The 15,334-nt window shown below is 41.8% G+C and carries 12 protein-coding genes; 5 read left to right on the forward strand and 7 right to left on the reverse strand.

Annotation, left to right across the window (positions count from 1 at the left end):
* Positions 1-141: 141 nt before the first annotated feature.
* Positions 142-831, reverse strand: coding sequence for an aspartate/glutamate racemase family protein (locus ACI4L0_RS11100; protein WP_439800237.1), 690 nt, complete (start codon positions 829-831; stop codon positions 142-144).
* Positions 832-1,841: 1,010 nt separating this feature from the next.
* Here ACI4L0_RS11100 and ACI4L0_RS11105 point away from each other — a divergent pair.
* From ACI4L0_RS11105 to ACI4L0_RS11115, 3 genes are all read left to right on the forward strand, one after another.
* Positions 1,842-2,474 (forward strand): GNAT family N-acetyltransferase, encoded by a 633-nt coding sequence (locus ACI4L0_RS11105; RefSeq protein ID WP_439800238.1) that lies wholly within the window; start codon positions 1,842-1,844, stop codon positions 2,472-2,474.
* A gap of 466 nt (positions 2,475-2,940) precedes the next feature.
* On the forward strand, positions 2,941-3,228 hold the full coding sequence (locus tag ACI4L0_RS11110; RefSeq protein ID WP_439800239.1) for a GIY-YIG nuclease family protein: 288 nt from the start codon (positions 2,941-2,943) through the stop codon (positions 3,226-3,228).
* Between the two features lie 201 nt (positions 3,229-3,429).
* Complete coding sequence (locus ACI4L0_RS11115; RefSeq protein WP_439800240.1) at positions 3,430-3,987, forward strand: NAD(P)H-dependent oxidoreductase; 558 nt, start codon at positions 3,430-3,432, stop codon at positions 3,985-3,987.
* A 585-nt stretch (positions 3,988-4,572) separates the two neighbouring features.
* Here the strand turns inward: ACI4L0_RS11115 and ACI4L0_RS11120 are convergent.
* Both ACI4L0_RS11120 and ACI4L0_RS11125 read right to left on the reverse strand, forming a co-directional pair.
* On the reverse strand, positions 4,573-7,020 hold the full coding sequence (locus ACI4L0_RS11120) for a hypothetical protein (protein WP_439800241.1): 2,448 nt from the start codon (positions 7,018-7,020) through the stop codon (positions 4,573-4,575).
* Positions 7,021-7,069: 49 nt separating this feature from the next.
* Positions 7,070-7,402 (reverse strand): helix-turn-helix domain-containing protein, encoded by a 333-nt coding sequence (locus ACI4L0_RS11125; protein ID WP_439800242.1) that lies wholly within the window; start codon positions 7,400-7,402, stop codon positions 7,070-7,072.
* Between the two features lie 240 nt (positions 7,403-7,642).
* On the opposite strand from ACI4L0_RS11125, the gene ACI4L0_RS11130 reads away from it, so the two are divergent.
* Positions 7,643-7,825: a hypothetical protein gene (locus ACI4L0_RS11130; protein ID WP_439800243.1), complete on the forward strand. Its 183-nt coding sequence runs from the start codon at positions 7,643-7,645 to the stop codon at positions 7,823-7,825.
* Positions 7,822-8,403 (forward strand): hypothetical protein, encoded by a 582-nt coding sequence (locus ACI4L0_RS11135; protein ID WP_439800244.1) that lies wholly within the window; start codon positions 7,822-7,824, stop codon positions 8,401-8,403. The genes ACI4L0_RS11130 and ACI4L0_RS11135 overlap by 4 nt, the downstream gene beginning before the upstream one ends.
* A gap of 183 nt (positions 8,404-8,586) precedes the next feature.
* Here ACI4L0_RS11135 and gpmI read toward each other — a convergent pair whose 3' ends face one another.
* From gpmI to ACI4L0_RS11155, 4 genes are all read right to left on the reverse strand, one after another.
* Complete coding sequence (gene gpmI / locus ACI4L0_RS11140; RefSeq protein WP_439800245.1) at positions 8,587-10,242, reverse strand: 2,3-bisphosphoglycerate-independent phosphoglycerate mutase; 1,656 nt, start codon at positions 10,240-10,242, stop codon at positions 8,587-8,589.
* Between the two features lie 365 nt (positions 10,243-10,607).
* Positions 10,608-11,291: an ATPase domain-containing protein gene (locus ACI4L0_RS11145; RefSeq protein WP_439800246.1), complete on the reverse strand. Its 684-nt coding sequence runs from the start codon at positions 11,289-11,291 to the stop codon at positions 10,608-10,610.
* Between the two features lie 267 nt (positions 11,292-11,558).
* On the reverse strand, positions 11,559-13,655 hold the full coding sequence (fusA, locus tag ACI4L0_RS11150; RefSeq protein WP_439800247.1) for an elongation factor G: 2,097 nt from the start codon (positions 13,653-13,655) through the stop codon (positions 11,559-11,561).
* Positions 13,656-13,860: 205 nt separating this feature from the next.
* Positions 13,861-15,243, reverse strand: coding sequence for a hypothetical protein (locus ACI4L0_RS11155; protein ID WP_439800248.1), 1,383 nt, complete (start codon positions 15,241-15,243; stop codon positions 13,861-13,863).
* Positions 15,244-15,334: the final 91 nt, after the last annotated feature.

The raw sequence follows: 15,334 nt of genomic DNA on the forward strand, positions 1-15,334 counted from the left end.
ATTCCGTATTCCGGGAACTTTTTATAAATGTCCTCACCGTATGCATTTGCAAAGCAAATAATGTAACAAATAGTGTTCTCTGGCAGTTAACGAAAGATAAACATTTCAAGCTGTTTGCAGCTCAGTATCTATGCGCAGTTGCTATTCAATAGAAAGCAAGGCTGCCTTTGCCGCATGAATATGGGTTGTGTCAAATACTGGCAGTTTTACTTCATTCTGATGAATCAGCAAGCCGATTTCAGTGCAGCCCAAAATCACACCCTGAGCGCCGTTTTTTTCAAGCTCATCAATAACAGCAAGATATTCCATCTTTGATTTTTCGGAAATAATTCCAAGGCATAGCTCATTGTATATGATATTGTTGACGGTTTCGATTCCCGCTCGGTTTGGAATTACTACATCAATGCCTGCCTCAATCAGCTTGTTCTTATAGAATTCCTGTGTCATGGTGTATTTTGTACCGAGCAGACCAACTTTGGAAATATTGTTTTTCTTTAATTCTTCGGCTGTCGCTTCAGCAATGTGAATAATCGGAATTGAAATATGCTTCTGGATTTCCGGCGCAACTTTGTGCATTGTGTTTGTGCAGATAATAATGTAGTCCGCGCCTGCTTTTTCAAGGTTAACCGCCGCCTCCGACAAAACTTCGGCGCTCTTTTCCCATTCTCCGTTTGCCTGGTATTTTTCTATTTCAGCAAAGTCCACACTGTAAAGAAATATTTTTGCAGAATGTAATCCGCCAAGTTTCTGTTTTATTGTTCTGTTTATAATCTGATAATATGTGACTGTGCTTTCCCAGCTCATTCCGCCTATTAAACCGATTGTTTTCATTTTTACTTCCTCCTTGAACTTCAGGCTAAAAAAAAGCAAAAGGATTGCTCCCCTTGCACAATCAAGTTTATAGCATAGTTAATGATTTTATAAAAGTGTTGAACTGAATAAAATCTGTTCTTTGGCATATAAATAGTTTTTGCAAAACAGAATTTCTTTTTGAAAATATTATTTTTAATGTTGAAACTCTTCCCCTTTTTGTGCTATCTTTTGCTAAATCAAATACAGCGGAAGGCGGATAGCATAGATGCTGAAACGAGTTCAGCATGACAAAGTAGCAAATACCGCATGACGGGTTTTAAACAGTGGAATAGCGAGGTTACAGACAGTGGAATGGCGAGGGTGTAATCAGCGGAATGGCGAGGGTGCACTGTCATTCCACAATTCCACTGTCATTCCGAACTTGTTTCGGAATCTGTGAAGTGTACGACACAGATGCTGAAACGAGTTCAGCATGACGACTTTTTAGAAAGTTTTTGGGCATATTGTCATTCCGAACTTATTTCGGAATCTGTGAGGTGTATAGCATAGATGCTGAAACAAGTTCAGCATGACGTTTTTTTAGATTGCATGGCGGCTTTTTAGAAAGTTGCATGACGGTTTTTTTTAGCTGCATGATGGCTTTTTAGAAACTTGCATGACAGAGTTTTAACTACACTGTCATTCCGAACTTGTTTCGGAATCTATGAGTTGTATAACATAGATGCTGAAACGAGTTCAGCATGACGTTTTTTTTAGTAGCTGTATGATAGTTTAAAGTGCACATTCTTATTTTGAATGTGCTTAAAAAATAAAATCGGAAGCTGTTGCTTCCTCATTGATTTTTTTACAGGAGCTGGATGAAAAAATCTACAGGCAAACTGGGCATTGTGTAATGCCGGGAGAGTGGCGCAAAGTGCGTTGCATCTTCGGCAGTCTCCCGGTAGTTCAGGCAAACCGCAGGAATGGCGGTTCGGCAAAATACTTACAGGAGAAGTTCTTTTTTCTGAATTAAAAAGAACGCAAACACAATGAACAAAACAAATTATTTAATCCGAAAGGAAACAGAAGCTGATTTTTTTGAAGTTGAAAACCTGACGCGCGAAGCGTTCTGGAATGTCTACAAGCCCGGCTGCGATGAGCATTACGTTCTTCACTGCTACAGGAAAAACCCGGATTTTATCCCGGAACTTTCGCTCGTTCTTGAGCTGGACAAAAAAATCATCGGGCACGTAATGTACAGCCGTTCGCACATAGACGCGGACGACGGCACGCAAATTCCGGTAATGACGTTCGGCCCGATAAGCATTCACCCGGACTTTAAGCGCAAGGGATTCGGAAAAATCCTTCTGGACTGTTCGATGGAAAAAGCAAGGCAGCTCGGCGGAAAATGCCTTCTGATTTGCGGAAACATCGGTTTCTACGGAAAAAGCGGCTTTGCACCGGCGGCAGAATTCGGCATCAGGTATGCGGACGACCCGGAAAGCGGCGCGCCTTATTTTTTGTGCAAGGAACTTGAGCAGGGATTTTTAAACGGAATTTCCGGAAGCTACAAAGACCCCGAGGGGTATTTTGTATCGCAGAAAAATCCTGCCGCCTTTGAGGAATACGAAAAGCTGTTTCCGCAAAAGGAAAAGCTCAGGCTTCCCGGACAGATTTTCTAAGTAAACGCAGAATAATCTAAAAAAGGAAAGGGCTTTCTGAAAATTTCAGGAAGCCCTTTCTGCGCACTGTCATTGAATTTATACTGTCATTCCGAACTTGTTTCGGAATCTATGAGGTGTACGGCACAGATGCTGAAACGAGTTCAGCATGACGTTTTTTTATTAGGTATACTGTCATTCCGAACTTGTTTCGGAATCTGTGAGGTGTACAACATAGATGCTGAAACAAGTTCAGCATGACAGTTTTTTTTAAGCATCATGACGTTTTTTTAGAAAGTTGCATGACGGAGTTTTTGGGCATATTGTCATTCTGAATTTACACTGTCATTCCGAACTTGTTTCGGAATCTGTGAGGTGTACAACATAGATGCTGAAACGAGTTCAGCATGACAGTTTTTTTTAGCATCATGACGGCTTTTTAGAAAGTTGCATGACAGAGTTTTTGAAAGTCCTTGTGGAGAGAAAAATGAGAGATAAAGTATATGTTTATTTTATGACAAATAAAACAAATTCAGTGTTATACATTGGTGTGACAAGTGATTTACAAAAAAGAGTAAATCAACATAAAAAACATGAATACGAAGGTTTTACGGATAAATATGATTGCACCAAACTTGTATATTTTGAAGAATGTAATGATATAAAGGCAGCGATTGCAAGGGAAAAACAGTTAAAGAATTGGCATAGGGATTGGAAAAATAATCTTGTAATGCAAGTCAATAAGGAATGGAAAGACTTGGCGGAAGAGAAATAGATACTGTCATTCAGAAGTTACACTGTCATTGAATTTATGCTGTCATTCCGAACTTGTTTCGGAATCTATGAGATGCTCAGCATAGATGCTGAAACGAGTTCAGCATGACGATTTTTTAGGCATGGTGTCATTCCGAACTTGTTTTGGAATCTGTGCGCTTCTGGTATTTGCAAATTTTTGATAAATACTTATACTGTTTTTATGACTTTGTATATAAACAGTTGTGTTAGAAAGGAATCACGCACAAACGAGCTTGCTGAATATCTTTTAAAAAAAATCGGCTCTGATTTTGTTGAAATTAATCTGGAAAAAGAATCTTTAAAGCCGATTTCCGAGGACTATATAAAAAAGCGGACGGAGCTGGCATTAAAAGGCGATTTTTCTGATGAAATGTTTAGTCCCGCAAAAATGTTTTCTCAGGCGGAAACGATTGTAATTTCTGCGCCATACTGGGATTTGTCTTTTCCCTCCGCGCTGAAAGTTTTTATTGAAAACATTTATGTAATCGGGCTTGTGACAAAATTTTCTCAGGACGGAAACCCGGTCGGGCTTTGCAGGGCAAAAAAACTTTATTATGTTTCTACTGCCGGCGGAAAATTTTGCGCTGATTTTGGCTTTGATTATATAAAAACGCTATGCCAAAAATATCTGGGAATAAATGAAGTTGAATTGATTTTGGCGGAAATGCTTGATGTTGCCGGCTCGGATGCAAAAAAAATAATCACCGCAGAAAAGAAAAGAATTGACGGAATGTTTTAACTTTTGCAATGCAGGGCTAAAAAATTCCGGCTTCCGCTTAGGGATACTGTCATTCTGAATTTATGCTGTCATTCCGAACTTGTTTCGGAATCTGTGAAGTGCCCAGCACAGATGCTGAAACGAGTTCAGCATGACAGTCTTTTTTTTTCGCATGACGGTTTTTTAGGCATACTGTCATTCCGAACTTGTTTCGGAATCTGTGAGGTGTACGACACAGATGCTGAAACGAGTTCAGCATGACGTTTTTTTTAAGGCTGCATGACGGAGTTTTAAGAATGCTGTCATTCCGAACTTGTTTCGGAATCTGTGTGCTGTACGACATAGATGCTGAAACGAGTTCAGCATGACAGTTTTTTTTAGCCGCATGACAGTCTTGTTTCTGCATGGCGGTTTTTAGGCACACTGTCATTCAGAAGTTACACTGTCATTGAATTTATGCTGTCATTCCGAACTTGTTTCGGAATCTGTGAAGTGCCCAGCACAGATGCTGAAACGAGTTCAGCATGACGTTTTTTTTAGCCGCATGACAGTCTTGTTTCTGCAAGACAGTCTTTTTTTCCGATGACGCTTTTCAGGAAGTTCCCCTTATTTTAAAAAGCCGTATTCGTAGACTTTGGGCTCGATTTTTTTTGCGAGCAGTTTTTGTTTGGCGCGAAGGTCGGCTATGAGGGCGTTGTATTTTTCGTCGGTGGAGGAATTGTTCATTTTGCCGCTGGATCCGATTCCCTGGAAACTTGCACGGATGTCGTAAAACGAAGCGTTGTTTGCCTCTTTTGTTACATGCGGTTTTGAGTAGTAATATTTGTAAAGCTCTTTTCCTGCTTCAAGAACTGCCTTTGCTTCTTCTGAAAAAACAATTTTTTGCGTGCCGTCGTAAACTGCGCTTTCTGTTTTTGCTAAATCCAGCTCGCAGGAGGTTTGTTTTTTCAACCGACCTTTTATAAAGTCTGTCATAAAAGTTGATTCAAATGCCTGCTTTGCGTTTACTTCGGATTCGGTGAATGGTATCCAGTGGTTTGTGCCGTGGTCGGCGGAAATTCTGTTTTGTCCGTGGAACAATGTGTAGGCAAGACAGTCTGACTGAAATTCAAGGTCAGTTTTCCAGCCGTCGTTTGGATAAAGGAACTGGTCACGGTCGTTGAGCCAAGAAAAATCAACACAATGGCGAACTGATAAATATATTGAAGAAACAATTAAATTTTTTTCATTAACCCATATTCCTCGTGGGTTCGGCATTTGAGATTTTTTATTTAAAATATATACAATGTTGTTGTGTTGAAAATCATTTCCATTAGTTCCTGCTAGAAATCCTATTCCATCATCTTGTAATATTTTAGACTTTGAAATCCATTTGTTAATTATATCGTCTTTTGAAGTAACAAAAATTTCTTTTTGAGGAAGCAAAATTCCATCTTCATTAAAACAATGAGCTTTGATTCTATTAAATTTTTCTGTTATTTTTGAATCCCAAATAAAAAATCCTATTGGAAAATCGCCTTTAACATTGTCAAACGTATTTGCAGGAACTAAAAATAAAGAAATAAGTTTTGGAGTAAAATGTTGTAAAAATTCTGAAAAGGCTGTTCCTTGTATTAATTTTAGTTTCGAAAATTCTGCTAAAATACATCCTTTTATTTCAAAATAAATTCGTGCAAAAAATTGTGCGTATAATTCTCTTCCTGCGGTTCCAAGTAATTCAGCATATTTATCATGAACCAGAGATTTATTTACTCCTGCTTTTCCTTTACCTATGACGGTAGAAACTTCCGCATACGGCGGATTAATATAAATCACAAGTTTTTTTCTTTCGTTTTCATCGGCGAGAATTTTTCTTAATTGTTCGGGAACTTTTTCGCTCTGCAAATCATCGTTCAAAAAATCAAACTGAAAAATGTTGTTTTCAAAAACAGGGAGAACATTCTGGTCGGCAAGTTCCTTCATAATACCCACATCGCCTTTGTCGAGGGTAGAGGCAAAAACATTTCGCTTGTTGGAAAGACCTTTCAAAAGATTTCCTGTTCCGGCGCAACAGTCCCAGATATAATAATCGTCCTGCCAGTCCTCGCCAAGGACATCGGCAATATATTTCTGGCTCAGCTCTACCCACTGCTTTGGAGTAAAAAAACTGCCCTTGCGCTCACGCACATCCTGCGGAACAAGAAGGTCTTTGCGCTCAATGAACCACTGCCAGTGCTCTTCTTTTGGCGGGCGCTCGTATTTGTTCCAGAAAGCCTTGTGCTTTTTTACGCTTTTTAGCTGGGTTTGTTTGGACATTTCCGTTCCGAGAAGTTTGTCTATTTCTCTTTGAAAACTGTATTTTCCGTCGCTGAAAACAACGTCAAGTTTTTCGTATAAAGTTTTTGTCGTGTCGTTAATCAAATCTGCAAGAAAAAAATCTCCGCAGAAAATATTTGCTTTCTTTGCCTGCTCCCAGTTCATCTGAATGTCGGGCATTACTTCTTCGCACCATTTGTTGAATACTGCAATAAAGTTGTTTTTTGTAACCTGAATTTTTTCTGTTTTCCCTGATGCAAGATTGTTTTTTATGAATTCTTTTAATTCCTTTTCGTCTGAATTAAATTTGAAAATTGTCTTTTCTTCGTCAAGAATTTTTTCACAGAGGGAATAAAGCTGCCTGAATTCTTTTGTTTCGTGCTTGCTCGGAGTTACATTCCAGTTAAAATCGTTCTGCGAAAAAATGTGAAGGACTTTGTGATATTCAATAAACGCAATTTTTTCCGCGTCAAAAGCACCAAGGTAGGCAGGCGGCATATATTTTTCGTTTGTCTTTTCTTTTCCGATTGTAAGAATCAGCTGGACAAAACTTTCGTTTATATCTTCTTTGTTTCCTTTTTTAGACTCTGCCCAGAGCAGGCTTTGAATGTCAGAATCAGTGGTCAGCCCAAGCCCGTCCTGAACTGAAACGCAAAAATCCACATTCCCCAAAATATGCGACGTTTCAAATTTTGCAAAAAAATCTTCTGCAACTCTTTTTTTAATTTCTTCTTCTCTTAGTGATAAAGCGTATTTCATGTTTTGTAAATCCTTATTGCAATCTGCTTTGAAATGTATGCAGGTGATGTTACATAGTTACAGTAACGACATTGTAATCCTGCAAGAGTTTTTTTCCGCCAGTGCGAAGAATCTGCAAGAATCTCTGCGCTGTGCCCTGAGGAATATTTCTGCCGGATTCCCATGCTTCAACTGTTTTAGGAGAAACGCCGAGAACGAAAGCAAAGTTTTTCTGCGTGAGATTTAAGTCTTCGCGAATCTGTTTGATTTCTTTGTCATGATACTGAGGAAGTTCTGCAACTGTGACGCTCATTTTTCTTGCTTTAGAAGTATCGCCTTTTGCATAAGCAAGACTTTCTGTGAGTCCGTTCATAATGCTTTCAAATGCTTTGTTTTCTGCCATCTTGTGTCTATAGTTTTTTATTCAATCCGAGTTCTTTCCAGTTGCGGTCAAATTCTTTTGTAATGATGAATTCTCTTGTCATGATTATAATATATACCCTATTGAATAGGAGTGTCAAAGGGGTGGCTGGATTAGGAAATACGGTAAGTGCAATATTTTTATTAATAAAATTGTTTTCCTTGCTGAAGATATGGAAAATTTTTTGATGTTGCGATACATTTAAAACAAGGAGGTACAATTATGGCAACTTCAAGTATTTTTGCTAATTTCAATATAACTGACTCAAAAAAAGCTGAAAGTTTTGTAACAGCCCTTGATAATTCTGCAAAAGAAAAAAACAAGAAGCCCTGTGCAAACAAAAATTCATTTGTTGTGCTTCCTGATGACATTAAATCCTTGTGGGCTAAACGAAAAAGCAAATGACTTTTAACGTTGTAAATATGATTGATTTGCTCGATTCTGTGGGTGAAGAAGAAGTCCGTGCAGCTTTGTCAGATTTTGAATGTAAAAAAAATTTTGAAATTGAAAATTTTCTTAAGAGCAATGCAATAGATTTTGCCAGGCGAAAAATTTCCGTTACGCACCTTATTTTAGATGATAAAGGACAGATTGCGGCATATTTTACGCTGACTCACAAGCCGTCAAATATTTCTGCTTCTTCTTTAAGCAACTCTGCAATAAAAACGCTTTCCCGATATGCAATACTTGATAATGATTCCAATTCTTTTAACATTTCCGCTTTTCTCATAGCACAGTTTGGAAAAAACTCTGCTTATAATGGTTTCAGAAATATTTCAGGAAATAAATTGATGGATTACTGTTTTGAAATTCTTGAATCCGTACAAAAGCAAGTCGGCGGAGGAATTGCTTTTCTTGAATGTGAAGATAAGAAAAAACTTCTTGATTTTTATCAGAACGAAAACAACAGATTCCGAACTTTTGGAGAACGCTTTTCAAAAACTGAAGGTAAAAAATATATTCAGCTTTTACGGTTCTTTTAGAACGGCCTGTACCTTGTGCCATTCCATACCACATTCCCCCTTGCCTGGGTTCTAAAGTGCAATTTCTATGAAATTATGGAATTGGAATTTTAATAAATCTTCTCACAAAATTTTCTCGTGAAAAAAAACGCCTGCCTCCAAAAGGAAACAGGCGTAATCACCGCAACGGTCAATTAGTTCAAACTACTTCAAATTAATCATAGATTTATCATAATCTGTTGGTGGAACAAAGCCCATGAGCTGCATCAATGTTGCAGGCCATGAAGAAATTCCAAGGCCGCTGTTGAGCTCAAGCTCGTACTCGCCTTTGTATTCTGGGTCGTAGATGATGCCCGGAACAGGGTTCAGGGAGTGGCTTGTCTTTGGCTTCGGCTCGCCCGATGCATCTCTTGCAACTGTTCCGTCTTTTTTGTGCTCGTACATGTCGTCCGAATTTCCGTGGTCAGCGGTCAGGCACAGAATTCCGCCTGCCTTTTCTATGGCTTCCTTCAGTCGTCCGAGCTGTAAATCCATTCCTTCCATAGAGCAGACAACGGCATTGAAAACGCCTGTGTGTCCAACCATGTCGCCGTTCGGATAGTTCAGGCGGATGTGGTCATACTTGCCGCTTTCAATCGCTTCAATTACCTTGTCTGTGATTTCCGCGCACTTCATCCATGGACGCTGCTCAAAAGGAACTACGTCAGATGGAACTTCCACATAGGTTTCAAGGCTCTTGTCGAATTCTCCGGGGCGGTTGCCGTTAAAGAAGTATGTAACATGACCGTATTTCTGTGTTTCAGAAATAGCCATGAGGTGCACGCCTGATTTTGTAAGGTACTCGCCCATTGTGCGGTCAATGCTCGGAGGGTTTACCAGATACTGCGCAGGCTTGTGGTTGTCTCCGTCGTATTCCATCATGCCGGCATATTCAACCTGCGGGCGGCGCACACGGTCAAAGTGCGGAAAGTTGTCTTCCTCAAAAGCGGCTGTAATTTCCAGCGAGCGGTCGCCGCGGAAGTTAAAGAAAATCACACTGTCGCCGTCAACAATCGGGCCTACGGGCTTTCCGTCTTTTGCAACAACAAATTCGTGCATATCCTGATCAAGCAGACCTGAGTTTTCCGTGCGGTAAGTGTTGATTGCTTCTGTTGCGCTTGCGAACTGGCGTCCATCTGCCAGAACATGGGCATGCCATCCGCGTTCAACCATTGACCAGTCAGCGCCATAGCGGTCCATTGTAATGTACATTCGTCCGCCGCCGGAAGCAATCTGGTAGTCCACATCGCTGAATTCAGCAAGGAATTTTTCAAGCGGCTCAAAGTATTCAAGAGCGGAAGTCGGCGGAACATCGCGCCCGTCGAGCAGGGCATGAACACGCAGAGTTTTTATGCCTTCCTTGTGAGCCTGTGTAATCATAGCTTTAAGGTGGTCAATGTGCGAGTGAACGTTTCCGTCAGAAACAAGACCGATAAGATGGAAAGTTGAATTCTTGTCCTGGACATTTTTTACAAGCTTTTTCCATGTTGCGCCCTCGAACATTGTGCCGGAGGAAATTGACTCGCCGACAAGCTTTGCTCCCTGGGCAAATACACGTCCGCATCCGATTGCGTTGTGTCCGACTTCGCTGTTTCCCATGTCATCATCGCTTGGAAGTCCTACTGCCGTTCCGTGGGCCTTGAGCTGTGTGTGAGGACAGTTTGCCGTAAACCAGTCCAGGTACTTCATTTTTGAAGCCTTTACAGCATCTCCTTCCTCGTATTTTCCATATCCAACGCCGTCCATAATCACAAGGACAACCGGACCGCGGCGGCCTTTCCAGTTTGGATTTTTTTCCAAAGCATGCATTGTGTCTGCCATTTTTAATGCTCCTATAAATTTTATTTTTTTTTCGTATCAGGGCGTTTCCGTCAGCCGCTATGCGCCTGCCGGCCGGGCTTTTCATGGTTCCGCTTCCGCTCCAGCCGCTTCCTTCGCTCTCATACGCTCGCTCAAGTCCAGCGTCCGCCTTCGGCGCCATTCCAATCCCTAACGCATCGCATCCATTCAGCCTGAAAAAATTCAGCGTTCAAGGCTTTTTGTCTTAGATGCGCTTTAAAATATACCGAATTTTAACTATTTTTACAATCTAAAGAAAATCCCCGCAGTCAGCCGGAGCCGCAAAAAAAAACTGCCCTTCATTTCTGAAGGGCAGCCGTTTTATTTCAGCCTCGCTATTGCTTTTCCTATTTGCTGTTTGTGATGAGCAATGTCTTTGAATCCAGCTTGAGGGAAGCCTCAATGTCTGTGTTCTTGCCCATCTTCAGTATGTCAAGCTGTGTCGCAGAATTTCTTGATGCAAGATGAAGCACCGCTGAAAAGTACGGAAGAAGAGCCTTAGGTGCTGAATCCTCAAGCTTGTCCCCTGATACTGTTGAGCTGAACCAGACTTTTGTCTTTGTTGCCTTTGCATAGCTTGCAACAGACTGAAGGTCTGCTTCCTTTACTTTTGAAAAATCAACATCATCGATTACAACGCCGGCAACCGCAGTTCCGCCTGCTTTCAGGGCATTCAATGTGTTTACAACTTTTTCCAGGCTGATGTTGTCCTGGTTGAAATTGAGAATTGTCCTGTTGCGCAGAATCTGCTCCTTTACATCCGCCGCATTCGCAATAGCCTTTTTCTTGGAAATCTCATTGTAAATTCCGTCATACCATGAAATCACATTTTCACTGTGCTGATTAAAAGAAACATGAACAAGCTGCTTTCCGTTAAGAAGTGTGTCCATTCCAAACTGCACAAGAACAGATGTTTTTCCAAGTCCTTTTTTTGCTGTAACAAGTCCAAGCTCTCCTGCTTTCAGCCCTCCGTTTGCGGCTTCGTCAAAGATGCGGATCGGGCTTCTTTCATATAATTCCTGTTTTGCCATAGTGTTTCCTCCTGAATTTTTAGCTGTGTTTTTTTAGAGTTGCTTTGAAAAATGCGGTGTTTTAAGCTGTTGTAACGGCACTCTTAAAACTCGCAGAAATTTCTAAAAAATCATAAAAATAAGTTTTTAGGAATTTCCCTTTGTTTCTGCAAAACTCTTCATCCTATTGAAATAAGTATAGCACATAAAATTTTTTTTACAATAAAAAAAAGCTCCGGTAAAAGAAAAATCTTTCGCCGGAGTCTTTGCCAGTTCAGTTAAAAAATTTTATTTTACCTGTCCTGTCTTTTTCTTTTCTGCATAAGCCTTGATAAGTTCATCGGCAACTGCATTTGGAACTTTGCTGTATTTTTCGAATTCCATTGTAAATTCAGCCTTTCCCTGTGTGGAAGAGCGGAGAATTGTAGAGAATCCGAACATTTCTGAAAGCGGAACTTCTGCGTTTACAGTTGAGTTTCCGTTCTCGTCAGAAGAGTCGATGATAACACCGCGTCTCTGGTTGATAAGACCGAACATATTTCCCTGGAATTCTGTCGGGCCTGCAATCTGAACCTTCATGATAGGCTCAAGAATTGCCGGCTTTGCCTTTGCATAGCCTTCGCGGAATGCGCCGATAGCAGCAGTCTGGAATGCGATGTCTGAAGAGTCAACCGGGTGATACTGTCCATCATTGATTGTGCATCTTACGCCGACAACAGGTGCTCCGATAAGAGAGCCTTTTTCCATTGCCTTCTTGAAGCCCTTGTCGCAAGAAGGAATATATTCGTTAGGAATTGCTCCTCCCTTGATAGAATCAACAAATTCGTAATCCTTTTCTGAAACCGGCTCCATGAAACCTGCGACACGTCCATACTGACCGGAACCACCAGTCTGTTTCTTGTGTGTGTAGTTGAAGTCAGCGCGCTGTGTAATAGACTCGCGGTATGCAACTTCAGGCTGTGAAACGGTAACTTCGCATTTGTACTCACGCTTCATGCGCTCAACGTATACTGCAAGATGAAGCTCGCCCATTCCCTTGATGATTGTCTGGTTTGACTCAGGGTCAACGTAGGTCTGGAATGTAGGATCTTCCTTTGTAAAGCGGTTGAGAGCCTTTGACATATTTGCAGCATCCTGCTTGTTTACAGGTGTGATAGCTTCAGAAATAACAGGCTCTGGAACGAACATAGAAGTCATGGCAACGTTAAGTCCGCCGCCGCAGAATGTATCTCCTGATGCGCAGTCAACACCGAACAGCGCGATAATATCTCCAGGCTGTCCTTCATTGATATCTTCCATTGCAGCTGCGTTCATGCGGACAATGCGTCCAACCTTGAACTTTTTCTTTGCGCGTGTGTTGTAGAGCTCATCGCCCTTTGTGATTTTTCCCTGGTAAATGCGGACGTATGTAAGCTGACCGTACTGTCCGTCGTCAAGCTTGAATGCAAGAGCAACGCAAGGCTTGTTTTCGACATTGAAAAGCTCCACCTGCTCTTCGTTCTTGTCAAGGTCAAGTCCATAGTTGTGAACTTCTGTTGGGTTAGGAAGATAGCGAACAACACCGTCAAGAACAGGCTGAATTCCCTTGTTCATGTGTGCTGAACCGCAGAATACAGCTACGAAGTTTTCTTCAAGTGTTCCCTTGCGGATTGCGGCGATGATTTTTTCTTCTGGAATATCCTCTTTTTCTTCCATAAGATCTTCCATGAGTGAATCATCAAACATTGCGGCTGCTTCAAGAAGTTCTGTTCTCTTTTCCTTTGCCTGCTCAACAAGGTCAGCTGGAACTTCTGCAACGCGTACGTCTTCACCGTCGTGGCCTTCAAAGTAGTAAGCCTTCATTGCGATAAGGTCTACAACACCCTGAAGCTTGTCTTCAAGTCCGATTGGAAGCTCTACCATATATGCATTGAGTCCGAGCTTGTCGCGGAGCTGTGCGCATACACGGAGAGGGTTTGCACCCTGGCGGTCGCATTTATTTACAAAAGCTATGCGTGGAACATGATAGCGCTTGAGCTGGCGGTCAACTGTGATAGACTGTGACTGAACACCTGCAACTGCGCAGAGAACAAGAATAGCTCCGTCAAGAACACGGAGAGAACGCTCAACTTCAACTGTAAAGTCTACGTGGCCGGGAGTGTCAATAAGATTGATTGTTGTGCCTTTCCAGTTTACCTGGGTTGCTGCTGACTGGATTGTGATTCCGCGCTCGCGCTCCAATTCCATAGAATCCATTACAGCACCTACACCGTCCTTTCCATGAACCTCATGAATCTGGTGAATCTTGTTGCAGTAGAACAAGATGCGTTCTGATGTTGTTGTTTTACCAGAGTCGATGTGCGCACTGATACCGATATTACGTACTTTTGTAATATCAAAACCCATAGTGTATACCTCTCAAAAAAAAATTCGTGAGTCGGCATAATACGAAAAGCAGAAATTTCGCATAATGCAATTAATTCAAGCAATTTTATTAAAAAAACAAGGTAAATTCAATAGGTCTTATGCTGTTTTGACAAAACTTTAAAAAAACATCGGGAAAATTGAAGCATTTCAGGGCGGCTCTGAAAATCCGCAGAAAGTTTTAAATCTATTTTTCGAGGCTTCCTGTAAACGTTGTCTTTATATTCCATTTGATTTTTTTGTTTCCTCCCTTGAATCCTACACCGGCGGTAGGGGTGAGTTGAAAGTTTCCGTTCAGCTCCGAAAGCGAAAGCCCTGCTGATGCCTGTGTCATGAGAATTTTCTGCGGATAAATTCCAGCGGTGAATGTGCCTGTTTGTTTTCCGTTTTCTTCTTTTTTATAGGAGCAGTTTGCCGCCGCGGAAAAATTTCTGAGTTTCCAGTTCAGCTTAAGCTGTGCGGATTTTTCTTTTCCGCCGCTTTCTCCGTAGTGGATTATGCCTGCGCTGGATGAAAGTCTGAATATTCCGCTTGAAATGTTTAACGCCGCCTTTGTGCCGTGGTCTTTTACGGTTTCCGGGATTGTTTTGTCCGTGAGTTTTTCTGCGGTGTAAAAGAGAAGCCCCGTGTCTGCCGAAGTTTTTCCGAACCAGAACGTGTACTGCGGATTTATTCCTGCCTGGCGCTTTGTCCGGCTTTCTGTTCTGTCCGCGGTGATGAGCGGAGCATCTGCTATATAATAGAAGAAGTGCAGCGTAAAGTCCTGAAGCAGGATAAAATTCTGCGACCTTGCCCAGCAGCAGTTTCCGCCAAAGGGGCTTTCATGGATTCCCGCCGCGGTTGAAATTCTTAAGTGCGGAAACACAAGATTTGCCTCGGTTTCAAGGGCGGCGCGTTTTTCTGTTGTAAAAGCCCGCTGTTTTTGAAACCATGATGTTGTGTTTTCCCTGCCGTACTCAAAAAGTCCCCCGGAAAATGATATGCTTGCGCTGGGAATGAACGGGGCGCTGAATCTTTTAAAGACGGAGGCGTAGACTTCCTCGGTTTCCAGAACCGAAAACTGAAGCGTTGGTAAAACCGAATGTCTTTTTGCCGGAGAAAAAACTGCTGATGCCGCCGCCGGGGTTTTGCCAGAAGTCCATGAGGGCAGGGCAGGGGAAATTCCGGGTGCAAGCAGGGAAGGCTCTTTGAGCGCGCCGGGAATATAAAAGCTGGGCCGCCGCAGTCTGGAAATTCCCTGGGAAAAGCACAGTGTGCCGGCGAGAAAGTCCATGTTCACGTCTTTTAGCGGGAGCCTGTATTTTACGCCGTAGCGGTATTTTTGGAGCTTTTCAAATTCCGAGGGGCTGGAGCTTGCTATGCTGTGGAATGTTTCAGTGCCGATCCCTGAAATCCATGCTGCGCTGACATTTCCGAAGTGGAATTTTGCCCCGGTGTCGTATTTCACTGTGCCGTTTCCCTTTTCTTCCTTCAGCGGAAATTTGAAGGTGCTCCCCGAGTAGAATTCGATTTGGGCATGGCAGGCGAGCGGAAAAAAAATAACAGCAAGAAAGATTGTTTTTCTTTTCATCAATATCTTTATTTATCAGAAAAAAAATTTTCTGCGCGTTTTGACGGAAATTTATAAGAAAACTTTGGAAAAATTGTGTTTTTTCTGGGCG

It is taken from the genome of Treponema sp. (genome assembly GCF_051883275.1).
In the GTDB taxonomy this organism is placed as follows: domain Bacteria; phylum Spirochaetota; class Spirochaetia; order Treponematales; family Treponemataceae; genus Treponema_D.